Below are 26,933 nucleotides of genomic sequence, written 5' to 3' on the forward strand. Positions count from 1 at the left end.
ACGATGCTGCTCGCCCACCTGAGTCCGCTTGCCGCCTCGCTATTCAGCCTGCTTGCCATCGGTAGCCTGCTGCTGGCGTTTGTGATGCTGGGGTCGCGATGGCTCAAGGACTATCTGATCGCGTTCATGGCGGAGTCGTGGTTGATCGCCATTCTCTCCGCGGCCGTGGGTTACTACGGGAACTACCACGAGTTGTATTTCGTCGCGGCGCTCACCGCGCTTTTTCGCGGTCTCGTGCTTCCTTATCTCATCTGGCGCATCATCGCCCGTCTTTCTGTCGAACGCGAATTGCATGTCACCTTGCAGCCGAGTTCCTGCCTCGTGCTGGGCGCATTCCTGGTGCTGTTCGCGTTCGTGGTGTCGAATCATCTTGGCGGTTCGCTGGGCCTTGGCGGCACGGTGGTCGTCCTGGCGCTGACGGTCATGCTGTCGATGAAGCTGATCGGGTTCCTGATGCTCGCGGTGCGCCAGGAAGCCATCAGTCAGGTGCTCGGTTTGCTCGTGCTCGAAAACGGCATCTTTCTCGGCTCGCAGATCCTGGTTCCGGGAATGCCCCTGTTGATCGAGCTTGTGCTGCTGTTCGATCTGCTCGTGATCGTGGTGAGCTTCGGCGTGCTTGTTCGCTATCTGGTTGCGCACGTGGGGAGCACGAGCAGCCGCGAGCTTCGGCGGCTGGTGGGGTGATCGTGATCGAATTGTCACTCGCCCTCGTCGTGATCGCGCCGCTATTGTCGGCGGTGCTGGCCGGCGCGAGCCAGAACTGCCGGGTGGCGGAGTTCGGGAATCTGGCGGCCTCCGCTGTGTGTTTTGCGGCCTCGCTATGGCTGGTCGTGCATGTGGAGGACTCCGCAACCTACCTCGGCGACTATGTACTCTTCGACGCCCTCGGCGCATGGACACTGGTTTGCACGTGTACGGTCTACCTGCTTGCGTCGATTTATGCCGTGGGATATATGCGGCTGCTGCGCGAGGAAGAGGCGCGGCTGCCCGGTTTCTACGCGCTTTTCTCGCTGTTCGCGGCCACCATGATCAGCGGACCGCTCATGAACAACATCGGCGTTTACTGGATCGCCATCGAACTGACGACCCTGGTCAGCACGTTTCTGGTCGGGTTCGAGCGCGGCAGGGAATCGATCGAGGCGGCGTGGAAATACATCATCGTCGTGTCGGCCGGAATCAGCCTCGCGCTTCTTGGCACCGTGCTTTTCTATTGGGCCGGAAGCCTCGTGCTCGGCCCCACTTACGCCATGACGTGGGAGACGTTGCGTCATGCGGCGCCGCGCATGAACCCGGCGCTCACGCAGATGGCCTTCCTGCTGGTGCTCGTGGGTTACGGGACCAAGGCGGGTCTTGCGCCGATGCACACCTGGCTGCCCGACGCCCACAGCGAAGGCCCGGCGCCGGTATCGGCCATGCTGTCCGGCGCGCTGCTGAACACCGCGATGCTTGGCGTCGCGCGCTTTTTGACCGTCATGGACGCGGCAAGCGGGTCTCGCCTGCCGCGCACGGTGCTCGTTGCGTTCGGCGCGTTCTCGCTGCTGGTGGCCGCGCTTTTTATCGTGCGGCAGCAGGGCATCAAGCGGCTCATGGCGTATTCCAGCGTCGAGCATATGGGCGTGCTCGCATTGGGCATCGGCTTTGGCGGCCCGCTTGCGATCGCCGCGGTGCTCTATCACATGCTCAATCATTCGCTGAACAAGTCGCTGATGTTCTTCGGCTCGGGCAATGTCATGCGGGCGTACGGGACCAAGGATATCGGCGCGATCCGGGGCGTCTGGGGCCGCTTTCCCGTGACGGGAAGCTTGTGGATGGCGGGCGCGGTCGCGATCACGGGCGCGCCCCCTTTCGGACTTTTTCTCAGTGAGTTGGCGCTCATGCGCGCGGGCTTCGCGACGCCGAACGCATGGGCGGTCATCGTATTGCTGGCCTTGCTGATCGTGATCTTTATCGGCTTTCTGAATCATTTCCGCAGCATGTACTTCGGCGCACCGGGCGACGCGGCGTGCGCGCCGGCGGGGAAATCCGTCGACATCAGCACGTGGATGACGATGCCGATGTGGCTGGCAATCCTGCCGGTGTTCGTCCTTGGCGTCTGGTGGCCGCAGGGGCTATGGCATTTCTTCGAAGGCGTCGCCGCGGATCTGAGCGGAGGGGCGCGATGAATCGCTGCGTCTGCGCGTCGATCACGGCGAACGAACTGCCCGCGCGCGCCGAGCGGCTGGTGGCCGAAGGCGGCCGGTTTCAGGGCGCCTATGCATGGTTTCCTCATGGCGAAGCGGCCGAGGTTCGCTATGTTTTCACCTTGCCGAACGAGCAGAAGTTCAACGTCTGGCGCGTTGCGGCAGGCGGTTTGCCCTTGCCCAGTCTCGCCGCGATCAGCCCGTTGCTGGGCTGGCACGAGCGCGAAATCATGGAAATGAGCGGCGTGGAATTTTCCGGGCATCCCGAGCCGGAACGGCTGGTGACGGCGTTTCTGCCGCACGCGGACAGAGGGCCGCTCGAACCCGATACGGCGCGCGGGCAGAGCGCGGCGGCGCGCTTGCCGGCGCCCTCGCTTCCGGCCGTGTCCGGCAAGCATGTGCAGTTGCTGCCATTCGGTCCGGTTCGCGCCGACGTGCTCGAATCGGCGCAATTCATTTTCTATTATCTGGGAGAGGGGATTCTTCATTACCACCCGAATCTGTTCCTCAAGCACCGTGGCATGGAAAAGCAGTTTGAAGGTAGCGACGTCGGCGCAGCGACGTTGCTCGCCGAACGCGTTGCGGGGATCGACAGCGTGGCGCATGCCATTGCCTATGCTCAGGCGATAGAAGATGCGGCGGATTGCGAGGTGCCCGCGCGCGCACTGTGGCTGCGCGTGATGGCCGCGGAGCTCGAGCGCATTTACAACCATCTTCACTATCTGGGTCATCTCTGTCACACCACCACCTTGAAGGTGGGAGAAGCGCAGGGAATGTTACTCGAGGAGCGGGCCAAGCAGCTCAACGGCCGGGTCGGCGGGAGCCGCTTCTTGCGCGGTCTCGTGTGGCCCGGCGGGGTGCGGCGAGCGCTGGATCTCCGTGCGCTCGAGGTTGGGCTGGCCGGATTGAAACCGCAGATCGAACAGTACATCGGCTTGATCGAGCGGACGACCAGTCATCTCGATCGCCTGATTTCCACGGCGCCGTTGAGTCAAAAACTGGCCTTCGATCAGGGGGCGACCGGCCCTATCGAGCGCGCATCGGGTGTGGATCGCGATTTGCGGCGCGATCATCCGTATGCCGCCTATGCGGCGCTTCCGCCTCAGGTTGCCGTGGCGGAGGCGGGCGATGCCGCCGCCCGCATGCAGGTTCGCATCGCCGAATTGCGCGCGAGCATGGCGCTGCTGGAGGCCGCGGCCGAAGCCGGCGTGCCCGACGGTCCGTTATCCGTGCCGTGCGCGCCGCGAGCGCATGGCGAGGGGATGGGCTGGGCCGAATCGGCGCGCGGGACGACGCTCTACGCGGTTCATGTCGATGCGGCGGGAAGGCTCGCGCGCGTGAAAATCAAGTCGCCGTCGTTCGCCAACTGGCGCGTGTTTCCGTCGACCGTACACGATAGCAACATGATGGATTACGCCATCAACGAGGCCAGTTTCGGCTTGACGATATCGGGCTGCGCCCGTTAGCCGGACACACGTGCAGAGGAAAACACCCATGTCGCTCTGGACCTGGTTTGGACTCAAGGAAGGCAGCGCCAGCACGTCCTGGCCGTTGAACGGCGACGACGACGGGCAAGCGGGCGTGCTCGGCATGCCGCGCTACGATCCCGCGAAATGCCGTCCGCAATGTAGCGAGTGCGCCGACGTCTGCGTGACGCATGCGATCCGCTTCGACGCACGCGCCGGCGAGGCCGCGCCGCCCGAAGTGGACTGGGGGCGCTGCATCGTATGTCAGCGCTGCGTGGAAGCCTGTCCCACGGGCGCCTTTAGCGAGTCGGCCGACTGGGCGCTTGGCGTGGGCGACAGACTCGATCTCCACTGTAACGCGCGAAAGAGCGAGCATGCCGCGAGCGCAAAGGGGGAGCGCGTGCATCGCGCTTTCGGGCGCAGCTTGCACGTACGGCACGTGGACGCCGGATCGTGCAACGGTTGCGAGTCCGAACTCCAGGCCTTGAATAATCCGTTCTACAACCTGCATCGCCTTGGCATTTTCTTCACGCCGTCGCCGCGCTTCGCCGACGTGCTTCTCGTGACCGGGCCAGTCACGAAAGCGATGCAAGGCCCGCTTCTCGAAACGTGGGAAGCCATGCCCGAGCCGCGATGGGTTATCGCAACGGGAACCTGCGCGGTCTCGGGCGGCGTGTCGGGCGGCAATTACGCGTGCGGAACGGGCCTGGACGGCGTGGTGCCCGTCGACATCTATCTGCCGGGTTGCCCGCCCAATCCGGCGGCGCTCATTCACGCGCTGCTGATGATCGTGGGCCGGGCCGAACAGCGCATGAGGGGAGGCCGGATTGAACGCTAACCCGCTATTTGCATGCGCCGCCGGCGCGTGGGGCGTTGCGGCGTTGCTGTCGCCTTGGCGCCCGGTGCGGAAGCTGGTCCGTGCGTTGCTGGCAATGGGTTGCCTGCTTGGCGTGCTCGCCTGCCTCGTCGCGCTTCCGTTCGGGACCGGGCGCGTGCTGGCGGGCATCTCCCTCGCGTCGGAACCGGTCGCTTTCGCGATCGAGCCGTCCGGTTTGTGGTTGCTCGGCTTCGGCCTCGTGCCCGCGTTCTTCGCCTGCGGGCTGGGGTCGCCGCTCGCGGGCCGGTCGGGCCGTTGGTATGCGGGCGCCGCCTTGAGCCTGCTCGGCGCGCTTGGCGTCACGGGTTTGCAGGACGGAGCCGCCATGCTGGTCGCGTGGGAAGTGATGAGTTTGGGCGGGGCGTTAATGCTCGCGGGCGAACACGCGCAAGCGAGCGAGGCCAGGCCGGTGTTGTTGATGCTCGCGCTTCTGGAGGTGGGAGCGGTGGCGCTCGTGTTCGCGGTCCTCTTGCTCGACCATGCAGCAGGCGGAACGGCGTTCGGACGCTTCCCCGCGGGCGTGGCCGCGTCCGGCGAGGTCGTGGCCTGGCTGGCCGGGCTCGCGCTGCTAGTGGGGTTTGGGGCGAAGCTCGGCATGTTGCCGTTTTATGAGTGGTTTCCGCGAGCGTATTCGAGCGGCAGCGGCGCGACGGGCGCGCTGTTTTCCGGGGTCGTGCTCAACGCGGCCTATTTCGCTTTGAGCCGGGGCTGGAACAGTTGGCTCGGCGCCGGCAGTCACGACACGACGGCTTTTGGCCTTGGCGTGATCGCCATTGCACTCGGCGTCGTCAGTGCGATTCTCGCGGTGCTGTTCGCTTTTCAGCAGGACGATTGGCGAGCACTGCTAAGTTATTCGTCGGCGGAAAACGCTTCTATTGCCATCGTCATGCTGGGCGTGACACAGGTGTTTCGCGCCGACCATCTTGCGGATCTCGCGGGGCTGGCGTGGACGGTGGCGCTCCTCCACCTCGCGGGACACGCGCTCGCGAAAGGCGCGCTCTTTCTGACCGCCGATGGGGTGTTCGCGGCATCGGGCCATTACGACATCGTCCAGCGTGGATGGCTCAATCGCAGCGGCTTCCTGCTCGGGCTGGGCGCCGTTTTTTCGGTGATGAGTCTTGCTTCGGTTCCACCGCAAGCGGGCTTCGTCAGCGAATGGTATGTGTTCCAGTCCGTCTTTCAGGGCTTTCATCTGTCGTCGTTCGTGGGCCGACTGGTGCTCGTGCTGGCTGGCGCGGGACTCGCGCTCGCGGCCGCTGTCGCGCTCGCGACGTTCGTCAAGCTCTTTGGACTGGGATTGCTCGGATTGCCCGACGACGACCTCGGCCTTTCCGTACCACGAGCCTACGCGTTGCCGGTCGGCATGCTGGGACTCTGCGTGCTTGCGGTGGCGGTAGGCGCACCGCTTTGGCTCGACGCGCTCGCGGCGGACGCCCAGCGGTTGTTCAACGCAAATAGCCCGCAGGCGATGGTCTCCGGTTGGCGACTTGTCCCTTTAACCGACAAATTCGCGTTTATTTCTCCTTCGAAACTCGTCATCGTCATGCCGCTGCTCGCCATCGTGCCGCTGGTGCTTCTGCGGCTGACGAAACGGCGCGCGGTCAGGCGCGTCCCCGTCTGGTTTGGCGGCATGACGGCGAATCCCCGCGAAGCGATGACCACGGCGCTGACTTTCTCGAACGCGATGCGCACGTTCTACAGCTTCGTGTATCAGCCGACCATGAGTACGACGCGGGAACACGAGCAACGCGAATACTTCATCAAACGGCTGGTGTTTTCCTCTGGCGTGACCGACCTGTTCGAGCGGCATCTGTTCGCCCCGGCCGTGCGCACCGTGGTGTTTCTCGCCGACAAGCTTCGCGTCTTGCAGTCGGGGAATCTGAACTTTTATCTCGCGTTGATAGGAGGCTTATTGATCGCCATTCTCTTGCTCACGCTTTTTTAGCGTCGCCGCCTGGTTTGCCGGCGCCACGGCCGACGAACGAATGCGGCGGATGACGACGATGCGCCTGCTTGCGCGCGCAGGTGCGGGGCGGCGTTCGTATTCTTTCCGCGACAAATGGGTTGTGGATGGGCCGGTTTGTCCCGTAAAATCGCACGGCTTTTCGGAGATGGCATGCCTCCCGTAACCGCCGCGCACTGTTAGCGGCTGATGATGCCTACGAGTTCCTGGGTGAAGGAGGTCGTAGGTCGTCTGCGGTATGCCCCCGTCGCCCAGGTTTGACACCGTTTCAAACCTGGAAAACATGAAAAACCTGAAGTCCCTCGAGCAGTTGGCCATGTTGCCGTACATGGCGCGCTGGCTGCTTCTGTCCTGCATCCTCGGTGCGCTTGCCGGCACCGCCTCCGCTGTCTTTCTCTACGCGCTCGACCGCGCCACCGATATCCGCGTCGATAACCCGTGGCTGCTGTGGCTATTGCCGCTTGCCGGGTTCGCGATGAGATGGGTTTACCATCGCGTGGGTCAGTCGGTCGAAGGCGGAAACAACCTGTTGATCGACGAGGTTCACGACCCGCAAAAGATCGTGCCCAAGCGCATGGCGCCTCTCGTCCTTATCGCCACCGTCGTTACGCACCTCTTTGGCGGTTCCGCCGGACGCGAAGGCACGGCGGTCCAGATGGGCGGTGCGCTGGCCGACCAGGTCACCGCGCTCTTTGGCCTGAACCGCGACGAACGTCGCATTCTGTTGATGGGCGGGATCGCCGCCGGATTTTCGTCGGTGTTCGGCACGCCGCTGGCCGGGGCGATTTTCGGCCTCGAAGTGCTGGCTATCGGCCGTCTTCGCTACGACGCGTTGCTGGCCTGCATTGCCTCGTCAGTCGTTGCGGACCAGGTATGCCGCGTTTGGGGCATTCACCATACCGTCTACAGCATTCCATTCATTCCGCCGATCACGGCGCTCGGTTTGGGTTCCGTCATCGTTGCGGGTATCGCGTTCGGCATCGTCGGCATGCTGTTCGCCGATACCACGCACGCACTCGCGGCGTTCATCAAGCGCAAGATCACCTATGCGCCGGCGAGACCGTTGGTCGGCGGCGCCATCGTGGCCGTCGCGGGCGTCGCGCTGAGCGTTCCCCAGTTTCTCGGGCTCGGCATTCCCACCATCGTGCAAGCCTTCCACGACCCGCTGCCGGTCTACGACTTCGCCGGCAAGTTTGCCTTCACGGCGGTCACGCTGGCATCCGGCTTCAAGGGCGGCGAGGTCACGCCGCTGTTCTACATCGGCGCGACGCTGGGCAACGCCCTGGGGCATGTGCTCGCGCTGCCGATGCCGGTTCTGGCCGGTCTCGGCTTCGTCGCCGTGTTCGCGGGAGCGGCCAACACGCCTATCGCATCGACCATCATGGCGATCGAATTGTTCGGATCGGACATTGCGGTCTATGCATGCCTTGCCTGCGTCGTGGCGTATCTCTTCTCCGGCCATACGGGCATTTACCGGGCGCAGCGCGTCGGCCACGCCAAGCATCCGCTGCTTCCGGCAGGCATGCGGCTTTCCGAAATTCCCGCGCTTCGTCGCGCGCGCCGTGCTGCCGCCGTCGCGCCTCGTCAGTCCTGAGTCCGAACACCGAATACGCCGAGTACACCGAATACGCACCTACTTGCAAATACCATGTCCAACCTGATTTCACTTCGCCTGTATTTTCATCATTCCGAGCGCGCGCATGCGCACCCGTCGAAACGCCTCTGGCATCGTCTGACGCGCCCGAGCCTTGCACGTCACCTGCTGGATCATGCCAAGCGCGCGGGCATCGAACAGGCGCTGCTGCATCGCGTGCATGCGGGCTACCTGAACGGCGACCGGCTACACCACGAGCACGTCGAGGCGGCGCATCATCGCTTTCCGCATTGCATCGAACTGATCGATCTGGAGAGCAAGGTGCGCGAGTTTTGGGGCACGCACGGCAAAGGTCTGAAAAACGTCCGGGCCGTGTTTCTTCCCTGCGAGGGCGCGTTCGTCGAGCCATGAACGATTGAGTGCTCGCGGACGCGGAGGAAACGCCACATGACCGGGGAACCAAACTAGAACGCGTGACGGGCCGTTTGCTGTTTTCGGCCCCTGCGCTGCTTGCTAGTGAAATTCCGGCGCGCGTGTTCGCGGGTCATCGAAGCGCGCGAAGCTACGCGAATGCGGCACGTGATACCGCGGCGACAGTCGCAAATCCAAGGATGGTCATGACAATGGAGGCGGAAAGATGAATTGCCACTTCTCCCATTGCCCAGCCGAACTTGCCTTGCTGGAGGTCGCTCACAACTTCCGCAGAAAATGTCGAAAAGGTGGACAGGCCGCCCATTAGTCCCGTGGTGACGAACAAACGCCACTCCGGCGGGATTTGTGGCAGGCGAGCAAAAAAGGCAATGGCGGCGCCGATGATGTAGCCCGCAATCACGTTGGCTGCCAGCGTACCGAGCGGGAGGTCGGGATACAGCCCGTTAAGACGAATGCCGAGAAACCAGCGAAACAACGAGCCCAAAGCTCCGCCGACAGCTACCGCGATAACCGATTGATACATATCCGATGCCCCATTCTAATTGGACCTCGACGACGGTCACACCGTGACGGTCGTCTGGCGGGTTGTAGGCATCATCGGCTCGACGAGAGCGGTTAAAGGAGAATGCCATCTCCTGAATAAATTTTAGCATGACGCACCGCAGCGTCAAGCCGAATGGCCTTGGGATACGACGGCTCATGCTGCGAAAAAACAGTGAGTTCCGGTTATAAAAACGGACGCCATCTGGACTACTGTAAGCTTAAATACAGAGAGAATTTCCCGCGATACCCGCGATCGCACGGTGAAAACTCAACGAGAAATCCCAAGGTGAGGACTTGCTGATCCCAAAGCAGAGCAGTATGCTTGGAAGCAGGAGATGGCATTCTCCTTAACTGCCGGTCGCATCGGCTGATGATGCCTACTGTTTGTCCACGTACATCCTCGTTATGTACCGAACTTGACACGACAAAAGTAGGATCATCATGAAATCTTGTCTTCGTTTTTGCTCCCGTCTCTTGCTGCGATTCGCAGCATCTTTCTTCGTTCCTCTCGCGCCGCTGGACGTGCGTTGTCGCTTCATGCGAATGTCTCCGGCTCCAGTCCGGCGAGGGCAAGTCGCCCGGCGCGTCTGCGCCCACGGTTTTCATCGACGTTGATCGAAGCGGCTTCGTCAGGAAGCACGACGACAATCAATTCGTGCAATTGTTGCCGTGCATGAGTCAGAAAATTGAGCATTGGAGAAGAAATTATGCTGCTCGAATTCAATGAGCGTCAGTGTCCAGACGTGCCTGATCATGTATCAAGGCAGATACCGGAAGACAGGCAGAAAATTAATGGGGATAGGATCGTTTCGTCGGTTCGTACGATCGAAACGACGGACACTGTTGCGCGCGAAAATTCACTCGATCTGCTGCAACAGGCGTTGCGCAAACTCGGCCATGTAAGTGTTTTTGCGTTTGCTTCGGGCGAGTTCATGGTTGTCGGACCCGGTGGCGAACGTGTACGGGGAACATCGCTTGTGGCTGCAATGCAGGAGATGCTCCGCTGCCTTGGATTTAACGAAATCGGCAGAGACGAGTTTGACTGATTTCAATTAAAAGCGGAGAAACTGCTGGCGGAAGCTTTACGAGCAGTGCCTTTCTACGAATTCACGGCTTCAGAAAAATTAGTCACGCATAACACCTGGAAAGATAACCGCGCTTTTGCGGCAGATTCGCCAACTCTAAGCCGAACCCGGCGGCGCGCTGTTCGACCGCGGCCGCCGCTGCCACCGGCCTCACCGAATACGGCCGCGTGTCTATCGAGCACGAGCACAAGGCGCTGCAAAGCGCGCCACGCGCTTTGCAGCGCCGTGCATAACGTAAGTCGAAATGCGTAGTTATCGCGCCGCGCTCGCATTCCTATACTTTTCTGCCCGGCGGCTTCAAGCCGCGCATAGTGCAAAGGAAAGAGAATGGCCGCCACCGAAACCCCTGCTTCATCGTCCGCGCAGTTTGCGCAGCAGTCTGCCCGGCACGCGGGCGGGCATCCCGCGCAGCAGGCGCTCGCGGCGTTGCCGGAGCTGGCGCGGACCATCGCGGAAGGCGCCGCGTCGCGCGAGGTGCGCCGTGAATTGCCGTTCGACGCGGCCGCGCGCTTTCGCGAGTCGGGGCTTGGGCGGCTGCGCCTGCCGATCGAATGGGGCGGCCTTGGCGGTTCGCTCGAAGACGTATTCGAGTTGATCGCCACGCTCGGCGCGGCGGAAAGCAATCTCGCGCATGCGCTGCGCCTGCATTTCGATCAGACCGAGGTGCTGCTGCTCGCGCCGCGCACGCCGTTCAACGACGTGCAGATCCGGCGCGTGGCCGAAGGCGCGATTTTCGGCGGCGCGTCCACGGAAGTGGGCACCGCGCGGCCCGGCGAAATCACGGTGCAGTTGCGCCGCGACGGCGAGCATTACCGGCTCGACGGCCGCAAATACTATGCAACGGGCACGGCATTTTCCGACTACGCGCGCCTGAACGTGCAGGACGACGCGGGCCTTCCCGTGATCGCCATCGTGCCGGTGCAGCGCGAAGGATTTCGCGTGCTCGACGACTGGGACGGCATGGGGCAGCGCATGACCGCGAGCGGCGGCCTCGTGTTCGAGAACCTGCTCGTGCGCGCCGACGAAGTGGCGCCGCGCGTGCTCGGCTCGCTCGTCGGACGCCATACAGGCGCGCTGCGGCAATTGCATCTCGTGGCGGTGGCGGCGGGCATCGTCCGCAATATCGTTAGCGATGCGAAGCATTACGTAATCAATCACGGCCGTCCGGTGCTCCATAGTCCGGCGCCCACGGCGCGCGAGGATGCGTTCATTCAGCAGGTGGTGGGCGAATTGTCGGCGCATAGCCACGCCGTGGATGCGCTCGTGCGCGACAACGCGCGCGTGCTCGAGCGCCAGGCCGAAGCGATCCGCCGCGGCGACGCCGACGCCGACGCGCGGGTGCTCGAAGGCGCGCTCGCCACGGCGCGCACGCAGCTCGTGGTGAGCAAGCTCGCGCTCCAGGCGGCCGAGCGCCTGTTCGAAGCGGGCGGCGCATCGGCCACGGCGCGCTCGCATAATTTTGACCGCCACTGGCGCAATCTGCGCACGATCTTCAGCCACAATCCGCTGACGCACAAGGCGCGCGTGATCGGCGACTACACGCTGAACGGCGTCACCACGCATCTGACCGAAGGCCGCGTGTTTTGAGCGCGGCCTTCAGCAAATCCTAAGCTCGCATCGACTACGATAAGCCGCTCCATGTTTGACCTGTGTTCGAAGGAGCGAGCCGATGCATTCGACAGCCGCAAGCGTGCCGCGTCATGCGCTGAGCAAGGTGCCGGCGCTGACAGCCGGATTCTGGATCGTCAAGATCGCCGCCACCACGCTCGGTGAAACCGGCGGCGACTGGGTGACGATGTCGCTGAATCTCGGCTATCTCGTGGGCACCGCGATCTTTCTCGCCGCATTCGCCGTGCTCGTGTTCGCGCAGGTGCGCGCGCGGCACTTCAACGCGTGGCTCTATTGGGCCACCATCGTCGCGACCACCACGCTCGGCACCACGCTCGCCGACTTCTGCGACCGCTCGGCGGGCGTGGGCTATCCGGGCGGCGTGTTGCTGATCGTCGTGATGCTCGCGTTGAGCCTCGCGGTCTGGTATCGCACGGAAGGTTCCGTGTCGATAGAGAGCGTGGCCGTGGCGCGCGTGGAATGGTTTTACTGGATCACCATTCTGTTTTCGCAAACGCTTGGCACGGCGCTCGGCGACTGGGTGGCCGACGACGATCGCGGCGGCCTCGGTTTAGGCTTCGAAGCGGGCGCGGCGATCTTCGGCATGGGCATCGTCGTGGTCGGCTTGCTGTGGCTTTCGCGCCGCGTTTCGCGCACCGCGCTGTTCTGGGCGGCGTTCGTGCTCACGCGCCCGCTGGGCGCCACCTTGGGCGATCTGTTCGACAAGCCGCTCGCGCAAGGCGGTTTCGATATCAGCCGCTTTTATGCCTCGGGCGTGCTGCTCGCGTTCATCGTGGTCTGCGTCCTGCTGTTTCCGCAGCGCGCGGCGCCGCGCGCGTGAATTTGCGGCGACGCATGGCGGGTAGAAAGGTCGGGTCGTGTTTTCGCGGTTGCTCCGGCGGAATCGAATTCGTTCGATAGGCACGCCAGGCCCGCGCGATTATCGTGACGTTCGTCTCGTTATTCAGCGCAGGGAAGTTTTGTCATGGGCCCGCAACTGTTGCTCGACACCACGCATTTGATGAAGTACATCGACGCCATGGGCGAGGCGATGCAGGCGCGCGCGGCGGCGGCGCCCGTCGATCGCCGCGCGCGCGCCGTGACCGAATTCGTTCAGCGCCAGCACGCCCAGATCATCGACCTGGGCGTGGCGCTCGGGTGCGCCGCGTTCACCATGGGCGTGGTGATCGGCGTGATGCTGCTGCTCGGCAAGCATTGACGAAACGCCGCGCGTGCCGCTTCGTTCGAGGCGGTCCGAGGCGCGCGTTTTGAACTTCGGGCGCTTCGAACACGCTTCGGACATGTTTCGAACGCGTTTCGAACGCGTTTCGAACACGCGCCGCCTTAGCGCAGCGTCGTGCGCCACAACGCCTGGCCGCCGCAGGTCGCGAGAAACACTCCGATCAGCACCGCCGTCACCGAAGCCGCCTCGTCGCCCGCGCTTGCGGGCGCACTTTCTTCGAGCGCGCGCAACCACAACGCCGCGCCCGCCGTCGCCGACACCATTCCGAGCGCCAGCGCGCTCGCCGCCATGGCCGCGCGTTCGCGCACGGTTTCCGCATTCTTCATACGTGCCCCCAATCAATGCCGGCGCTCGCACACGACGAACGCCACGGAGCAACCTTACTTCGCCAGAATTCGCGTGAACAGCCGCAAAAAATTGCACGCGGCGGCGCGCTTCAATCTTGCCCGCTCAGCAACGCGAAATAGCGCTGTTCCGCCTGCGTGATGAATGCGGTCATGGCCACGTTGACCTTCCTCGGATTGCGTTCGAGGAAGCCGTTGAGCAGTTCCTTCATGCCGTCGACGACGATCTTCTGCGTGGCATGGTCGCGAAGCGTGCCCAGACGCACCTGCTGCGCGTGATCGGCGAAGCGGCGGATGGTGTCCTGCAAGCGCATGTTCTGCACCGCGCCCAGCCACGCGTCGCGAAACGCGATGTTGGCCTCGATCATCGCCTCGTTGTCGTTCTTGTCGCAGGCCTTGCGCGCTTGCTGGTAGGCGCGCTTGAGCGCGTCGTCGAGCGCGCGGTCGAGCGAGGCGGTGGCGCTCGCGGCCGCGCTGGGTTCGAGCAGGCGGCGAACCTCGAAGATTTCGTGTACGTCGTCGCTCGTGAGCGTGGGCACGACGAAGCCGCGCGTGGTGCCGATCAAATAGCCCTCGTTCACGAGCCGCAGCAGCGCCTGGCGCACGGGCATGCGCGTGCAGTCGAATTCGTCGGCGATTTCGTAGTCGAGCACGCGGTCGTCGGGGCCGACCTCGCCGCGCCGCAGACGCGCGCGGATTTCCGTGTAGATGGTCTCGGTGAGCGTGGTCTGGCGCAGCGCGGTGCGCCGGGGCAGTTTCACGACCTTCGCGGTGGAGTCGGGCATGTGGCTCAAGTCTCGTTATTCTGAATTCTGATGCGCGGGATGCAAAAGCGTGGTCTAGGGTAGGCGGCGGCGCGCGGCGCTGTCAAGCGCGTTCGCGCGCCAACCGGCGTTTTCATCTTGACTGCATCAATCTGCATTCAGTTTGCTTGCGTATACGCCGTGCCTGCGCCGGTTTCGCGCCGCGCGCCGCCCGCGCGTGGGCTTGCCGCCATGGCGAGGGCACATCGGGGACTTCCCTTAAATTGCTTGAGGCTTAAACAATTTCGTTTGACAGGCCCATTTTCTCCGCTTACCTTCGCTTCATCGAAAAACTGAATTCAGAATTTACGAACTGGATTCGGTGATGTGGCTTAGTACCTGGCGCGCGAGACCCGCGCGCGGCAACCGGAGTCTTCATGTTGTTCGAATCGCTCAAGCCCGCCCTGCATGCCGGAGCGCCGCTCGACCTGATCTGGCTCGCGCTCGGCAGCGTGCCGGTGGCGGAGTTCGCCGCGCGGGCGCGGCCCGGCGCGCTCGTGCTCGACTTGCAGCACGGGCTGTGGGAGCGCGGCACGCTCGAAGCGGCCATCGGCGCGGCCGCGCAGCGCGTGCCCGTGATCGCGCGCTGCGCCGAAAACACGCACGCCGCGATTGCGCAGGCGCTCGACGCGGGCGCGGCTTCGGTGCTCGTGCCGCTCGTGGAAACCGCCGGGGAAGCGCGCCGCGCCGTCGAGGCAAGCCGCTACCCTCCGCACGGCCGGCGCTCGGGCGGCGGCGTGCGGCCGCTGCTCGCCGGCGTCGATGCGATGCTCGCGGCCGATCGCGAAGTGGCCGTGGGCGTGTTGATCGAAACGGCGGCGGGCGTGGCCAACGTCGAGGACATCGCGGCCACGCCCGGCATCGACTATCTCTTCATCGGCACCGGCGACCTCGCGCTGTCGCGCGGCACGCACGACGCCGAAGTGCTCGCGCGCGACTGCGAGCGCGTGTTGCAGGCCGCCCGCCGGCATGGCCTCGCGTGCGGCCTCTTTACCGCCGACGCCGAAGCCGCGCGCCGCGCCTTCGCCGAAGGCTACCGTATGGCCGTGTGCGCGAACGACATCGACCTCGTGCGCAACGGCTTTCTCGCGGCGCGCGCGCACAGCCTCGGCGCGGCGGCGAATCCGGCCGGCAACCCCCACGAATGAACGGAGCGACCACGCCATGAGCCTCACACGAGACGCGATCCTCGCCATGCCCGATTCGCCCATCATCGACGTCTGGCGCCTCGGCGTCGGGCGCGACGACGTGATCGGCCTGTGGGCGGGCGAAAGCGATCTGCCCACGCCCAAAGTGTTCAGCGAAGCCGCAATGGCGGCGCTCGCGAACGGCCACACGTTCTACTCGCAAAATCGCGGCATTCCCGCGCTGCGCGAGGCGATTGCCGCGTACTACCGGCGCCTGTGCAACGTCGCGCTCGACGACGCGCGCATCGCGGCCACTTGCTCGGGCATGAATTCGGTGATGCTGGTCGCGCAGGCGATCATCGAGCCCGGCGACAACGTGGTGTGCGTGACGCCTTCGTGGCCCAACATCCTGCGCGCGATCACCATCACGGGCGGCGAGGCGCGCGCGGTTCCGCTCGGCCATGGCGAGGACGGCTGGCATCTGGATTTGCAGCGTCTTTTCGATGCCTGCGACGCGCGTACCAAGGCGATCTACTACGCCTCGCCGGGCAATCCCACGGGCTGGATGATCGAGCCGGAGCAGCAGCGCGCGTTGATGACGTTCGCCCGCGCGCGGGGCATCGCCATTCTTGCCGACGAGGTGTACCAGCGCATCGTCTACGACCGTTCGCATGCGCCTTCGCTGCTCGAACTCGCCACGCCCGACGACCCGGTGTTCGTCGTCAACAGCTTTTCGAAGGCATGGGCGATGACGGGCTGGCGCATGGGCTGGCTCGTGTATCCGCGCGCGATGCTCGACACGTTCGAGAAGCTCATTCAGTTCAACACGAGCGGCGGGCAGGCATTCCTGCAAGCGGGCGCGACAGTCGCGCTCAACGAAGGCGAGCCGTTTGTCCAGTCGTTCGTCGAGCGCTGCCGCGGCGGCCAGAAGATCGCGCTCGAACGCTTGCGCGCGATGCCGGGCGTGAGCGTGGTGCCGAATCAGGCGTCGTTTTATTTGATGTTCAGCGTGGCGGGCGTGAACGACACGCTGGACTTTTGCAAGCGCGCGGTACGCGAGGCGGGCGTGGGGCTCGCGCCGGGCGTCGCGTTCGGCGAGGAATCGGCGCAACAGATCCGGCTCTGCTACGCACGCAGCGACGCGAGCCTGATCGAAGCCATGGACCGGCTCGAAACCTTCATTCGACGCTAACCCGCCGGGAACCCGGGACAGCAAGCGCGCTTTGCCCGCGCGCTCGAATCGCAAATAGTTCGTTATCCGAAGAATCGGCAGCGGTGCCGGTTCGTCGTTTTTCATCGAAGAAAGAGAGAACAAGACCATGCAACGCAAATTCAAGGCCGCCATCGCCACACTCGGGGTTGGGCTGTCGGGCGCCGCCTTCGCGCAGAGCGACGTCACGCTGTACGGCATCGTCGATCAGAGCATTCGCTTCACGACCAATTCGAACGCGCAGAACGACAGCCAGGTGCAACTGGCCAACGGCGCGATCACCAACAGCCGCTGGGGCCTCAAGGGCGAAGAGGATCTGGGCGGCGGCATGAAGGCGTTGTTCCGCCTCGAAAGCGGTTTCGAGCCGCAAAACGGCAGCATGGACATGAACCGCCTGTTCGGCCGCTATGCGTATGTCGGCATTTCGGGCAGCTACGGCACCTTCACGCTGGGCCGCCAGGGCACGGAATCGTTCAACTTCTTCGGCGACTTCGACCCGCTGACGGTCGGCAACTACACCGGCAATTCGTGGCCGTTCTTCATGACGATCGGCCGCATCGACAACACGGCCACGTATGCGGGCCAGTTCGGCGGTTTGCACCTGGGCGCCACCTACGGCTTCGGCCAGCAGCCGGGCAGTCTGAGCCAGAACGCCTACTGGGGCCTGCGCGTTTCGTACGATCTCGGCCCCGCCAGCTTCGGCGGCACCTACCAGGAGCAGCGCGATTTGAGCAACAACGTGCAGCGCATGTGGGGCGTGGGCGGCAAATACGCCTACGGCCCGGCAACGGTGTTCGTCGGGTACATGGGCGGGCGCGACGCGACCGGTTTCGTCGACGATTCGCTCAACGATTCGAGCCGCACGGTCGCGCAAGGCTCGTTCGCGCAAAACCCGCGCCGCGACATGACGCTGTTTACGGGCGTGGTGTATCAGGCCACGCCTTCGCTTGCGCTCACGGGCGCGTTCTACTACGACGACATGAACAACGTGAACGGGTTCGGCGGAAACGGCGGCAAGCGTTATACGGGCGTGCTGCTGGCCGAATATTCGCTTTCGAAGCGCAGCCAGATTTATACGACCGTCGACTACAACAAGGTGAGCGGCGGCGCTTACACCGAATTGCCGGGCAAGAGCAATCAACTGGGCGTGGCCGTCGGCCTGCGTCATATGTTCTGAGCGCGGGCCGCCAATTTAATCAGGATGACGAATGATTAAACTCAACGACGACCCCGCGCACGCGGGTTGGCTGCTTTATCACTCCGTGGGCATGTTTCCGGGCCAGGAGGATGCGGTGCGCGGCGCGCTCGATACCTTCGCGGCGAACTGGTGCCGCCCCGATCTGCAACGCTGGGACTACGGCCTGAACGCGCGCCGCGAAGTGCTCGACAGGTGGGCGCAGCTCGTGCATGCGCCGGCGCACGCCGTATTCGCCGCGGAAAACGTCACGGACGCGTTCGCGCGTTTCGTGGGCGCGCTCGGCCGCGCGCGCCTCGAAGGCCGCCGCGTGCTGATCGCGGGCGACTGTTTTCCGAGCCTGCACTACATGCTGAGCAGCATGGCGAACGTGCTGGGCTTCACGCTCGACACGGTGCCGCTCGAGCAAGGCGCGGCCTACGTGAGCGACGACGCGTTCGTCGCGCGCTGGCAGGACGACGTGGCGCTGGCCGTGGTGACGTGGGTAACGTCCACGGCTTCGAAGCGCGCCGATCTCGCGCGGCTCGTCGCGCATGGGCGCGCGCAGGGCAGCTTGATCGCGGTGGACATCACGCAGGGCGCGGGCATTCTCGACTTCGACGTGAACGCGCCCGGCGTGGATTTCGTCGGCACGACCACGCTCAAATGGCTGTGCGGCGCACCGGGCACCGGTCTCGCGTACCTGAACCCCGCGCTCATCGACGAAAGGCTCGCGCCCATGGTGCAGGGCTGGTTCAGTCAGCCCGATCCGTTCAACTGGGACTTGTCGCGCTTCGCGCTGGCCGGCGACGCGCGCCGCTTCGATCACGGCACGCCGTCGTTCCTGCCGTTCGTGGCTTCCGCGCCGGGGCTCGCGTGGCGCCTGTCGCCCGAGGCCGCGGGCATGCGCGAACACAATCTCGCGCTCGCGAAGCGGCTCATCGCGCTGTGCGACGAAAAGGGCTATGCGCTGCGCTCGCCGCGCGACGACGAACAACGCGGCGGCAGCGTGATGGCGGAACTGCCCGCGCACATCGAAGCGGGCGCGCTCGAAACGGTGCTCGCCGCCAACGGCGTGCTCGTCGACACGCGCGGCCAAACCTTGCGTCTCTCGCCCGGCGTGCTCACGCAGCCCGCCGTCATCGACAGCCTGTCGGCCTTGCTGCCCGCAGCCTGACCTCGCATCCATCATCTCTTGCAAAGGAGCCAGGATATGGAAGACACGAGCATCACCTCACGCGAAAAGGGCTTGCACAAGGCACTTTCGCAGCGTCAGATCGCGATGATCGGCATCGGCGGCGCGATCGGCACGGGCCTTTTCATGGGCAGCGGCATCGCCATCGGCTATGCGGGTCCGGGCGTGCTCATCAGCTATGCGATTGCGGCGCTCATCGCCGTCATCATGGTGTTCAGCCTCGCGGAGATGGCCGTCGCGCATCCCACGGCGGGCTCGTTCGGCACCTACGCCGAGATGTACCTGAACCGCTGGACCGGCTTCGTCGTGCGCTACACGTACTGGATCATCGAAGTCGTGGCCGTGGGCGGCGAAGCCATTGCCGTGGGCGTGTACATGGGCTTCTGGTTTCCGGGCGTGCCCGTGTGGCTCTGGTCGATCGCGTTCGGCATCGCGCTCGTGTACGTGAACTGCCGCTCGGTCACGAACTTCGGCTCGTTCGAATACTGGTTCGCGCTCATCAAGGTCGTGGCCATTCTGGGCTTTATCGTCGTGGGGCTTTCGCATCTGCTCGGCTTCGGCACCGGGCAGGCGGCGGTGGGCCTGCACAACCTCACGGGCTTGCCGGGCGGGTTCATGCCGCACGGTTTTGGCGGCGTGTGGATGGGCGTGCTGATGGCGATCTTCTCGTTCTACGGCGTGGAGATCGTGGCCGTGACTTCGGGCGAGGCGAAAGATCCGTCGAAGGCGATTCCGCGCGCGCTGCGCTCCATGGTGCTGCGCCTCACGCTGTTCTACATTCTCGCGCTCGGCATCATGGTGGCGTATTTGCCGTGGACCGAGGCGGGCGCGAAGGTCGTGCAGCAAAGCCCGTTCGTGAAGTTGTTCGAGCATGCGGGCATCGCGCACGCGGCCGGGCTCATGAATTTCGTGGTGATCACGGCGGCGCTTTCCAGCATGAACACGAATATCTATCTTTCCTCGCGCACGCTGTTTTCGCTGGCGCGCGGCGGTTATTCGCCACGCTGGATCGGCCAGCTCTCGCCCAACGGCACGCCGCTCGTCGCCACGCTCATTTCGGGCGCGGGCATTCTCGCGGCCGCGGCCGTGTCGTTCTTCAGCCCGCTCGCGTACAACTATTTGTTCGGGATCGCGCTGTTTGGCGGCATCTTCGTGTGGATCGTGATTCTGGTCACGCACCTGCGCTTCCGTCGCGCGTGGCGCGGCCGCGCGCTGCCCGTACGCATGCCGTTCTTTCCGGTCGCGCAGATCACCGGCATCGCGCTGCTCGCGGCGATTCTCGTGACGATGGGGCTCGACACCGAATTCTGGGACATTTCGTGGATCGTGGGCGTGCCGTGGCTCGTGGGCATTTCGATCGTCTACCTCGTCTATCGCAAGCGCCTCGCGCAAGCGCCGATGGCGGACGCGGCCGGCGTCTGAGCGCCGGATGGCCCGGATGCGCGCCTGATGGCCGTGCCCGATGATCGTTCCTGATGGTTGTGCGCGAGAGTCGTGCTTGATCGTTGTGCTTGACGGTCGCGCTTGATGATCGCGCTTGATGGCGGCGGGCTCGCCGGCCCGCTCGCAAGGCGATCGCGCACAAGACGGCGCACGAAACGGCGCACGAGACGGCGAATGAAATCGCGAGAAAAAGCGGCCGGAAGCAGCGCGAAAAACACCTTGGCGGCGCGTGCAATCGCCAAAACCGGCGAGCGGGACGCGCCGCCAAGGCCTGTGGGATAATCGACGGGTTTGCCCAGAGCGCAGCTCAAGAGGTTGTTCGCACGGGCGCGCAAGGGGCCATTATTCCGGCGGCCCCGCTACCTTTCTGCGATTTTCACTCCACAACCACGATGCCCGCATACCGTTCCAAAACCTCCACCGCCGGCCGCAACATGGCCGGGGCGCGCTCGCTGTGGCGCGCCACCGGCATGAAAGACGAAGACTTCGCCAAGCCGATCATCGCCGTCGTCAACTCGTTCACCCAGTTCGTGCCGGGCCACGTACACCTGAAGGATCTGGGCCAGCTCGTCGCGCGCGAGATCGAAGCCGCGGGCGGCGTCGCCAAGGAATTCAACACGATCGCCGTCGACGACGGCATCGCCATGGGCCACGACGGCATGCTCTATTCGCTGCCGAGCCGCGACATCATCGCCGATTCGGTCGAATACATGGTCAATGCGCACTGCGCCGACGCCATGGTCTGCATCTCGAACTGCGACAAGATCACGCCGGGCATGCTGATGGCCGCCATGCGCCTGAACATTCCCGTGATTTTCGTTTCGGGCGGCCCGATGGAAGCGGGCAAGACGCGCCTCGCGAATCCTGTGACGAAGGCCATCGAAGTCAAGAAGCTCGACCTGATCGACGCGATGGTGATCGCCGCCGACAGCAAGTTCTCGGACGCCGAAGTGGCCGAAGTCGAACGCTCCGCGTGCCCGACGTGCGGTTCGTGCTCGGGCATGTTCACGGCCAACTCGATGAACTGCCTGACCGAAGCGCTCGGCCTTTCGCTGCCCGGCAACGGCACCGTGGTCGCCACGCACGCCGACCGCGAGCAACTCTTCAAGCGCGCGGGCCGCCGTATCGTCGAACTCACGCGCGAATACTACGAGCAGGAAAACGACCGCGTGCTGCCGCGCTCGGTGGGCTTCAAGGCGTTCGAAAACGCCATGACGCTCGACATCGCCATGGGCGGCTCGACCAACACGATCCTGCACTTGCTCGCCATCGCGCAGGAAGCGGGCATCGAATTCACGATGCGCGACATCGACCGCCTTTCGCGCGTCGTGCCGCAGCTCTGCAAGGTCGCGCCGAACACCAACAAGTACCACATCGAAGACGTACACCGCGCGGGCGGCATCATGGCGATCCTCGGCGAACTCGACCGCGCGGGCAAGCTGCACACCGACGTGCCGACGGTCCATACGCCCACGCTGAAAGACGCGCTCGACCAGTGGGACATCGTGCGCACCGGGGACGAAGCCGTGAAGACGTTCTACATGGCCGGCCCGGCCGGCATTCCCACGCAGGTCGCGTTCAGCCAGAACACGCGCTGGCCGGGTCTCGACACCGACCGCGCCGAAGGCTGCATCCGCTCGTACGAGCACGCGTTCTCGAAGGAAGGCGGCCTGGCCGTGCTGACGGGCAACATCGCGCTGGACGGCTGCGTGGTGAAAACCGCGGGCGTGGACGACAGCATTCTCGTGTTCGAAGGCTCGGCGCACGTGACCGAGTCGCAGGACGAAGCGGTCGAAAACATTCTCGCCGACAAGGTCAAGGCCGGCGACGTGGTGATCGTGCGCTACGAAGGCCCGAAGGGCGGCCCCGGCATGCAGGAAATGCTGTATCCCACGAGCTACATCAAGTCGAAGGGTCTCGGCAAGGCGTGCGCGCTGCTCACCGACGGCCGCTTCTCGGGCGGCACCTCGGGCCTGTCGATCGGTCACTGCTCGCCGGAAGCGGCGGCGGGCGGCGCGATCGGCCTCGTGCGCAACGGCGACAAGATCCGCATCGACATTCCGAATCGCAGCATCAACGTGCTGGTGTCCGACGAGGAACTCGCGCGCCGCCGCGAGGAACAGAACGCGAAGGGCTGGAAGCCGGCGAAGGCGCGTCCGCGCAAGGTGTCGGCGGCGCTCAAGGCCTACGCGAAGCTGGTGATGTCGGCGGACAAGGGCGCGGTGCGCGACCTCTCGTTGCTGGACGATTGAGCCTGGGCCGGGCGCCGCTTTTCGAAGCGGCGCTGGGCACAACGGGCACAGCGGGCACAACCCGCGATAGATAAAAAAAGAGCCTCCATGGGAGGCTCTTTTCGTTGCTGCGCTCGCCTCGCGGAGAGCGCGTGCCGATGACGCTTACTTCGCAGCCGCCTCGAGCGCGGCGTTGAACGTCTTGCTCGGACGCATCACTTGCGCGAGTTTCGCGAAGTCCGGCTTGTAGTAGCCGCCGATGTCGACCGGCTTGCCCTGCACTTCGGCCAGTTCGCCGACGATCTTCTGCTCGTTTTCGGCCAGCGTTTTCGCGAGCGGCGCGAAGCGGGCGGCGAGTTCGGCGTCGTCCTTCTGCGCGGCCAGTTCCTGCGCCCAGTACATCGACAGATAGAACTGGCTGCCGCGGTTGTCCAGCTCACCGGTTTTCGGCGACGGGCCCTTGTTGTTGTCGAGCAGCTTGCCCGTGGCGGCGTCGAGCGTCTTCGCGAGCAGCTTGGCGCGCGCGTTGTTCGTCTTGATGCCGAGGTCTTCGAGCGAGACGGCCAGCGCGAGGAACTCGCCGAGCGAGTCCCAGCGCAGGTGGTCTTCCTGCACGAGCTGCTGCACGTGCTTCGGGGCCGAGCCGCCCGCGCCCGTTTCGTACATGCCGCCGCCGGCCATCAGCGGAACGATCGAAAGCATTTTCGCCGACGTGCCCAGTTCCATGATCGGGAACAGGTCGGTCAGGTAGTCGCGCAGGATGTTGCCCGTGACCGAGATCGTGTCCAGGCCGCGAATCACGCGTTCGAGCGTGTAACGCATCGCGCGCACCTGCGACATGATCTGGATGTCGAGGCCCTTCGTGTCGTAGTCCTTCAGGTACGTTTCGACCTTCTTGATCAGCTCGTTTTCGTGCGGACGATACGGGTCGAGCCAGAACACGGCCGGCATGCCCGAGTTCTTCGCGCGCGTGACGGCGAGCTTGACCCAGTCGCGGATCGGCGCGTCCTTCACGAGGCACATGCGCCAGATGTCGCCTTCCTCGACTTGCTGCGTGAGCGCTTCGAGCACTTCGCCCGTGGCGTTGTCGACGATGCGCGCTTCGCCGTCTTCCTTGATCTCGAACGTCTTGTCGTGCGAGCCGTATTCCTCGGCCTTCTGCGCCATCAGGCCGACGTTCGGCACCGTGCCCATCGTGCGCGGGTCGAATGCGCCGTTGGTCTTGCAGAAGTTGATGATTTCCTGGTAGATGCGCGCGAACGTGCTTTCCGGGATCAGGCACTTCGTGTCGGCCGGGCGGCCGTCGGCGCCCCACATCTTGCCGCCGGCGCGAATCATGGCCGGCATCGACGCGTCGACGATCACGTCGTTCGGCGCGTGCAGGTTCGAGATGCCCTTGGCCGAGTCGACCATCGCGAGCGCCGGGCGGTGCTCGTGGCAGGCGTGCATGTCGCGGATCACTTCTTCGCGCTGCGATTCCGGCAGCGTTTCGATCTTCGTGTAGAGATCGACGAGGCCGTTGTTGACGTTCACGCCCAGTTGCTCGAACAGCTTGGCGTGCTTCGCGAACGCGTCTTTATAGAACGTGCGCACGGCGTGGCCGAACACGATGGGGTGCGAAACCTTCATCATGGTCGCCTTCACGTGCAGCGAGAGCATGACGCCGGTCTTGCGCGCGTCTTCCATCTGCTCTTCGTAGAAGGCCAGCAGCGCCTTCTTGCTCATGAACATGCTGTCGACGATCTCGCCGGCTTGCAGCGCGACCTTCGGCTTGAGGACGATGGTTTCGCCGCGCTTCGTCACGAGTTCCATGCGCACTTCGCGCGCCTTGTCGTTCGTGATGGACTTTTCGCCGTGGTAGAAGTCGCCGTGCTTCATGTGCGCGACGTGGGTGCGCGAAGCCATGCTCCATTCGCCCATGCTGTGCGGGTGCTTCTTCGCGTAGTTCTTGACCGCGAGCGGCGCGCGGCGGTCGGAGTTGCCTTCGCGCAGCACCGGGTTCACGGCCGAGCCGAGGCACTTCGAATAGCGCTTCTGGATGGCCTTTTCTTCGTCGGTCTTGGGATCTTCGGGGAAATCGGGGATCTTGTAGCCCTTGCCCTGGAGTTCCTTGATCGCGGCGACGAGCTGCGGCACCGAAGCGCTGATGTTCGGCAGCTTGATGATGTTGGTTTCGGGAAGCTGCGTGAGGCGGCCCAGTTCGGCCAGATTGTCCGGCACGCGCTGTTCTTCCGTGAGGAATTCGGGGAACTCGCCGAGGATACGGCCTGCCACGGAGATATCGCTCGTCTCGACGTTCACGCCGGCCGGCGCAGCGAAGGTGCGGATGATCGGCAGAAACGCGCTGGTGGCGAGCAGCGGCGCTTCATCGGTCAGGGTATAGATGATGGTGGGTTGCTGGGTACTCATCGGCTTCTTGGCGGGGAGATTAAACGGGGTGGCAAAACCACCGGCTGCGCGCAGTCGGCGAACACCCGGATTTTGCCTGATTTTGCGTCGCGCCGGGGCTTAAGTTTGCACGAGTTTCATAATATGGAATGTCGTTGCGGCGCGCCGGGCGGCGAAAAAAACGGCGCGCTTGCCTTGCGGCGGCGGCGTCGCGGCGCAGCGGCCTTGCGGGCCGAAGCCCGCCAGATAAGGCTTTTAGCCGTGTTTCCCGTCATTTTTTCAGGCAGCCGGAATTTTGGTGTTCGATCGCTAAATTGCCTGTCAAGCCAGGAAAGACCCTCGCAAAAAGAAGCCGGATTCCGGCAGTCTTATATAAGAATTTTTCGCCGCGAGGGTTTTTCGGCGCCCGCTTTTCCTGGTCATTTGGACAGGTATTCGCACCGCGTTGGTGCGCGACGCGTCGGCGGCGAGCGCCGTGGGGAATATTGGGCGCGTGCGGGTTCCGGTGCAAATTTGAAGCCCGATCGGTTAGGCTCAGAGTTTTGACGCGCGCACGGCAAACGGATGAGTATTGACGAGCTGTTCGAAGGTCGGCATTTTGATCGCGAAGTCATCGTCTTGTGCGTTCGTTGGTACCTGCGTTACAAGCTGAGCCTGCGCGATCTGGGCGAGATGATGTCCGAACGGGGCCTTTCGCTGGCGCACACGACGATCATGCGCTGAGTCAAACGGTTCACGCCGGAATTCGTCAAGCGCTGGAATCGTTTTGCTACGGCAGCCGGCCGGTCGTGGCGCGTTGACGAAGACCGACGTGAAGATCCGTGGCAAGTGGGTTTATCTCTACCGAGCGGTGGATCGGTCTGGCCAGACCGTGGACTTCATGCTCAGGGCGAAACGCGATGTGGCCGCTGCCAAAGCCTTTTTCAGCAAGGCGGTCAAGGATCAGGGCAGCCGCCGGAGACGATCACGCTCGATGGGTATGCTGCCACGCACCGGGCGGTGCGTGAGATGAAGGCCGGTGGTCCGCTACCTGCAGACATGAGGTCCGGTCCTCGAAGTATCGGAACAATCCGGTCGAACAGGACCATCGAAACATCAAGTCCCGGACAAACGTGATACTCGGCTTCAAGCGGTTCCGGAATGGCGCGACGACGATTTCAGGCATCGAGTTGATGCGATCTCTGCGATCTCCGGCTCAATGACACGGCAGCGTCCTCTGTCTGGGATGCCGTCCTTTTCAATTGATCAGGTATCCATAGTTATCACAAAAATCTCGACCAGACCGACTATTTGCACCAGAAACCGCAGCGGCTTCGTCCGTTATGGGCTTCGCGGGGCGGATAGTCTCACGCTCGGCCGCACAGCCGCGAGTATGGCAGCATCGGGGCAGACAGTTTCGCAGGATGATCTCCGTCTGGGTGATCTCGTTTTCTTTGATACGCATGTGTTAGCGCCGATGTAAAACTGACTTGGCGGGTCAGAATTCAATCGGCGTTGACACGCATGGGGGGAAGTATTCGCATGTGGGGATCTATCTTGGGCGTGGTCAGTTTATCCACGCTCCGTCCCACGGCGGCAAGGTAAGGATCGACAATCTCCGACAGACCTACTGGCGGGCTCACTATATGGGCGCGCGACGGCTGTTGCTGTAGCCTCGCCGACGCATATTGCGGCGGCTTCGCATTCCAAGGCCGTATTCCTGCACTGCGTGGCGGGACGCCTTTGACAGCTACCTGCATTTCAAACGATGACATCGATCAGGTACCTTTTGCGCCCTGACAAGAAATGACATTTCGAAGGGCTCCGAACCATTGCTCTGACAAATGGCGGCAGGTATAAGGGAGAGATAGCCTGTAAAAGGGCATCACCACGGCTCGTCCTTTCTTTGCAGCCCATCCATGCGGGCCGTGTCTCCACGTCAACAGCAGGGAGGCGACGCCTATGGCGCAATTGCAGACGGCATTGCAGGATATTCCGGGGAGGCAGGCGTACTTTCTGGAAGTACCCGGCACCGCAAGCTCGGCAGA

At 63.8% G+C, this 26,933-nt stretch carries 24 protein-coding genes, 1 pseudogene and 3 riboswitches; of the genes and pseudogenes, 21 read left to right on the plus strand and 4 right to left on the minus strand.

All coding sequences use genetic code 11. The features are described from left to right. The first annotated feature begins 3 nt into the window (after nt 1-3). The 7 genes from U5805_RS22920 to U5805_RS22950 all read left to right on the plus strand — a co-directional run bounded on the left by U5805_RS22920 (nt 4) and on the right by U5805_RS22950 (nt 8,491). A complete protein-coding gene (locus tag U5805_RS22920; protein WP_322105792.1) occupies nt 4-684 on the plus strand; it encodes a hydrogenase in 681 nt (226 codons plus the stop codon). Nucleotides 685-686: 2 nt separating this feature from the next. Further along, entirely contained in the window at nt 687-2,162 is a 1,476-nt protein-coding gene (locus U5805_RS22925; protein WP_322105793.1) for a hydrogenase 4 subunit F, read from the plus strand. Next, nucleotides 2,111-3,646 (plus strand): NADH-quinone oxidoreductase subunit C, encoded by a 1,536-nt coding sequence (locus tag U5805_RS22930; protein ID WP_322105794.1) that lies wholly within the window; start codon nt 2,111-2,113, stop codon nt 3,644-3,646. The genes U5805_RS22925 and U5805_RS22930 overlap by 52 nt, the downstream gene beginning before the upstream one ends. A 28-nt stretch (nt 3,647-3,674) precedes the next feature. Further along, complete coding sequence (gene nuoB, locus U5805_RS22935; protein ID WP_322105795.1) at nt 3,675-4,484, plus strand: NADH-quinone oxidoreductase subunit NuoB; 810 nt, start codon at nt 3,675-3,677, stop codon at nt 4,482-4,484. 64 nt (nt 4,485-4,548) lie between these two features. Continuing rightward, a complete protein-coding gene (locus U5805_RS22940; RefSeq protein ID WP_322105796.1) occupies nt 4,549-6,468 on the plus strand; it encodes a proton-conducting transporter membrane subunit in 1,920 nt (639 codons plus the stop codon). 153 nt (nt 6,469-6,621) lie between these two features. Continuing rightward, nucleotides 6,622-6,692, plus strand: a riboswitch (Fluoride riboswitch). Between the two features lie 77 nt (nt 6,693-6,769). Beyond that, on the plus strand, nt 6,770-8,080 hold the full coding sequence (locus U5805_RS22945; protein ID WP_322105797.1) for a voltage-gated chloride channel family protein: 1,311 nt from the start codon (nt 6,770-6,772) through the stop codon (nt 8,078-8,080). Nucleotides 8,081-8,134: 54 nt separating this feature from the next. Next, on the plus strand, nt 8,135-8,491 hold the full coding sequence (locus U5805_RS22950; RefSeq protein WP_322105798.1) for a DUF190 domain-containing protein: 357 nt from the start codon (nt 8,135-8,137) through the stop codon (nt 8,489-8,491). Between the two features lie 151 nt (nt 8,492-8,642). Here U5805_RS22950 and crcB read toward each other — a convergent pair whose 3' ends face one another. Continuing rightward, complete coding sequence (gene crcB / locus U5805_RS22955) at nt 8,643-9,035, minus strand: fluoride efflux transporter CrcB (protein WP_322105799.1); 393 nt, start codon at nt 9,033-9,035, stop codon at nt 8,643-8,645. 58 nt (nt 9,036-9,093) lie between these two features. Beyond that, nucleotides 9,094-9,157: riboswitch (Fluoride riboswitch) on the minus strand. 220 nt (nt 9,158-9,377) lie between these two features. Next, nucleotides 9,378-9,442: riboswitch (Fluoride riboswitch) on the plus strand. A gap of 320 nt (nt 9,443-9,762) precedes the next feature. Between crcB and U5805_RS22960 the strand changes: the two genes are divergently transcribed. From U5805_RS22960 to U5805_RS22975, 4 genes are all read left to right on the plus strand, one after another. Beyond that, nucleotides 9,763-10,101 carry a hypothetical protein gene (locus U5805_RS22960; RefSeq protein ID WP_322105800.1) on the plus strand — a complete coding sequence of 113 codons (339 nt, stop codon included), beginning with the start codon at nt 9,763-9,765 and terminating at the stop codon, nt 10,099-10,101. A 366-nt stretch (nt 10,102-10,467) separates the two neighbouring features. Then, on the plus strand, nt 10,468-11,727 hold the full coding sequence (locus tag U5805_RS22965) for an acyl-CoA dehydrogenase family protein (RefSeq protein ID WP_322105801.1): 1,260 nt from the start codon (nt 10,468-10,470) through the stop codon (nt 11,725-11,727). 82 nt (nt 11,728-11,809) lie between these two features. Then, on the plus strand, nt 11,810-12,589 hold the full coding sequence (locus U5805_RS22970; protein WP_322105802.1) for a hypothetical protein: 780 nt from the start codon (nt 11,810-11,812) through the stop codon (nt 12,587-12,589). Between the two features lie 144 nt (nt 12,590-12,733). Continuing rightward, nucleotides 12,734-12,967 (plus strand): hypothetical protein, encoded by a 234-nt coding sequence (locus tag U5805_RS22975; RefSeq protein ID WP_322105803.1) that lies wholly within the window; start codon nt 12,734-12,736, stop codon nt 12,965-12,967. Between the two features lie 125 nt (nt 12,968-13,092). Here the strand turns inward: U5805_RS22975 and U5805_RS22980 are convergent, their stop codons facing one another. Both U5805_RS22980 and U5805_RS22985 read right to left on the minus strand, forming a co-directional pair. Next, nucleotides 13,093-13,317 carry a hypothetical protein gene (locus U5805_RS22980; protein WP_322105804.1) on the minus strand — a complete coding sequence of 75 codons (225 nt, stop codon included), beginning with the start codon at nt 13,315-13,317 and terminating at the stop codon, nt 13,093-13,095. A gap of 110 nt (nt 13,318-13,427) precedes the next feature. Further along, the gene (locus tag U5805_RS22985) at nt 13,428-14,120 is read right to left on the minus strand and encodes a GntR family transcriptional regulator (RefSeq protein ID WP_322105805.1); all 693 of its coding nucleotides are present in this window, start codon (nt 14,118-14,120) and stop codon (nt 13,428-13,430) included. Nucleotides 14,121-14,515: 395 nt separating this feature from the next. On the opposite strand from U5805_RS22985, the gene U5805_RS22990 reads away from it, so the two are divergent. The 6 genes from U5805_RS22990 (at nt 14,516) to ilvD (ending at nt 22,539) form a co-directional block, all read left to right on the plus strand. Then, the gene (locus tag U5805_RS22990) at nt 14,516-15,286 is read left to right on the plus strand and encodes an HpcH/HpaI aldolase family protein (RefSeq protein ID WP_322105806.1); all 771 of its coding nucleotides are present in this window, start codon (nt 14,516-14,518) and stop codon (nt 15,284-15,286) included. Between the two features lie 16 nt (nt 15,287-15,302). Then, nucleotides 15,303-16,457, plus strand: a complete 1,155-nt coding sequence (locus U5805_RS22995; RefSeq protein ID WP_322105807.1) for a pyridoxal phosphate-dependent aminotransferase — start codon at nt 15,303-15,305, stop codon at nt 16,455-16,457. Between the two features lie 127 nt (nt 16,458-16,584). Then, a complete protein-coding gene (locus tag U5805_RS23000; RefSeq protein ID WP_322105808.1) occupies nt 16,585-17,652 on the plus strand; it encodes a porin in 1,068 nt (355 codons plus the stop codon). Between the two features lie 31 nt (nt 17,653-17,683). Beyond that, complete coding sequence (locus U5805_RS23005; protein ID WP_322105809.1) at nt 17,684-18,826, plus strand: aminotransferase class V-fold PLP-dependent enzyme; 1,143 nt, start codon at nt 17,684-17,686, stop codon at nt 18,824-18,826. 36 nt (nt 18,827-18,862) lie between these two features. Further along, a complete protein-coding gene (locus tag U5805_RS23010) occupies nt 18,863-20,266 on the plus strand; it encodes an amino acid permease (protein ID WP_322105810.1) in 1,404 nt (467 codons plus the stop codon). Nucleotides 20,267-20,679: 413 nt separating this feature from the next. Continuing rightward, complete coding sequence (gene ilvD, locus U5805_RS23015; RefSeq protein WP_322105811.1) at nt 20,680-22,539, plus strand: dihydroxy-acid dehydratase; 1,860 nt, start codon at nt 20,680-20,682, stop codon at nt 22,537-22,539. A 144-nt stretch (nt 22,540-22,683) separates the two neighbouring features. On the opposite strand, the gene U5805_RS23020 is transcribed toward ilvD, so the two are convergent. Beyond that, nucleotides 22,684-24,927, minus strand: a complete 2,244-nt coding sequence (locus U5805_RS23020; RefSeq protein ID WP_322105812.1) for an NADP-dependent isocitrate dehydrogenase — start codon at nt 24,925-24,927, stop codon at nt 22,684-22,686. Between U5805_RS23020 and U5805_RS23025 the strand changes: the two genes are divergently transcribed. The 4 genes and pseudogenes from U5805_RS23025 to U5805_RS23035 all read left to right on the plus strand — a co-directional run bounded on the left by U5805_RS23025 (nt 24,913) and on the right by U5805_RS23035 (nt 26,558). After that, the gene (locus U5805_RS23025) at nt 24,913-25,452 is read left to right on the plus strand and encodes a hypothetical protein (protein WP_322105813.1); all 540 of its coding nucleotides are present in this window, start codon (nt 24,913-24,915) and stop codon (nt 25,450-25,452) included. The two genes, U5805_RS23020 and U5805_RS23025, sit on opposite strands and share 15 nt — an antisense overlap. An 18-nt stretch (nt 25,453-25,470) precedes the next feature. After that, nucleotides 25,471-26,151, plus strand: a pseudogene (locus U5805_RS23030) (IS6 family transposase). Next, complete coding sequence (locus U5805_RS31865; protein ID WP_415914649.1) at nt 26,132-26,368, plus strand: NlpC/P60 family protein; 237 nt, start codon at nt 26,132-26,134, stop codon at nt 26,366-26,368. Before U5805_RS23030 ends, U5805_RS31865 begins: the two are co-directional and overlap by 20 nt. A 7-nt stretch (nt 26,369-26,375) precedes the next feature. Then, nucleotides 26,376-26,558 (plus strand): C40 family peptidase, encoded by a 183-nt coding sequence (locus U5805_RS23035; protein WP_322105814.1) that lies wholly within the window; start codon nt 26,376-26,378, stop codon nt 26,556-26,558. The last annotated feature ends 375 nt before the right edge of the window (nt 26,559-26,933 follow it).

This window comes from Paraburkholderia sp. J41, from assembly GCF_905220235.1.
Taxonomy (GTDB): Bacteria; Pseudomonadota; Gammaproteobacteria; order Burkholderiales; family Burkholderiaceae; genus Paraburkholderia.

Coding starts and splice junctions, on each gene's coding strand:
- U5805_RS23020 (WP_322105812.1), bottom strand. CDS start 24,927: ATGAGTACCCAGCAACCCACCATCATCTATACCCTGACCGATGAAGCG.
- U5805_RS22985 (WP_322105805.1), bottom strand. CDS start 14,120: ATGCCCGACTCCACCGCGAAGGTCGTGAAACTGCCCCGGCGCACCGCG.
- U5805_RS22975 (WP_322105803.1), top strand. CDS start 12,734: ATGGGCCCGCAACTGTTGCTCGACACCACGCATTTGATGAAGTACATC.
- crcB (WP_322105799.1), bottom strand. CDS start 9,035: ATGTATCAATCGGTTATCGCGGTAGCTGTCGGCGGAGCTTTGGGCTCG.
- U5805_RS22995 (WP_322105807.1), top strand. CDS start 15,303: ATGAGCCTCACACGAGACGCGATCCTCGCCATGCCCGATTCGCCCATC.
- U5805_RS22920 (WP_322105792.1), top strand. CDS start 4: ATGCTGCTCGCCCACCTGAGTCCGCTTGCCGCCTCGCTATTCAGCCTG.
- U5805_RS22970 (WP_322105802.1), top strand. CDS start 11,810: ATGCATTCGACAGCCGCAAGCGTGCCGCGTCATGCGCTGAGCAAGGTG.
- U5805_RS22960 (WP_322105800.1), top strand. CDS start 9,763: ATGCTGCTCGAATTCAATGAGCGTCAGTGTCCAGACGTGCCTGATCAT.
- U5805_RS31865 (WP_415914649.1), top strand. CDS start 26,132: ATGCCGTCCTTTTCAATTGATCAGGTATCCATAGTTATCACAAAAATC.
- U5805_RS22980 (WP_322105804.1), bottom strand. CDS start 13,317: ATGAAGAATGCGGAAACCGTGCGCGAACGCGCGGCCATGGCGGCGAGC.
- ilvD (WP_322105811.1), top strand. CDS start 20,680: ATGCCCGCATACCGTTCCAAAACCTCCACCGCCGGCCGCAACATGGCC.
- U5805_RS22930 (WP_322105794.1), top strand. CDS start 2,111: ATGGCATTTCTTCGAAGGCGTCGCCGCGGATCTGAGCGGAGGGGCGCG.
- U5805_RS22945 (WP_322105797.1), top strand. CDS start 6,770: ATGAAAAACCTGAAGTCCCTCGAGCAGTTGGCCATGTTGCCGTACATG.
- nuoB (WP_322105795.1), top strand. CDS start 3,675: ATGTCGCTCTGGACCTGGTTTGGACTCAAGGAAGGCAGCGCCAGCACG.
- U5805_RS23005 (WP_322105809.1), top strand. CDS start 17,684: ATGATTAAACTCAACGACGACCCCGCGCACGCGGGTTGGCTGCTTTAT.
- U5805_RS23000 (WP_322105808.1), top strand. CDS start 16,585: ATGCAACGCAAATTCAAGGCCGCCATCGCCACACTCGGGGTTGGGCTG.
- U5805_RS22990 (WP_322105806.1), top strand. CDS start 14,516: ATGTTGTTCGAATCGCTCAAGCCCGCCCTGCATGCCGGAGCGCCGCTC.
- U5805_RS22965 (WP_322105801.1), top strand. CDS start 10,468: ATGGCCGCCACCGAAACCCCTGCTTCATCGTCCGCGCAGTTTGCGCAG.
- U5805_RS22950 (WP_322105798.1), top strand. CDS start 8,135: ATGTCCAACCTGATTTCACTTCGCCTGTATTTTCATCATTCCGAGCGC.
- U5805_RS23010 (WP_322105810.1), top strand. CDS start 18,863: ATGGAAGACACGAGCATCACCTCACGCGAAAAGGGCTTGCACAAGGCA.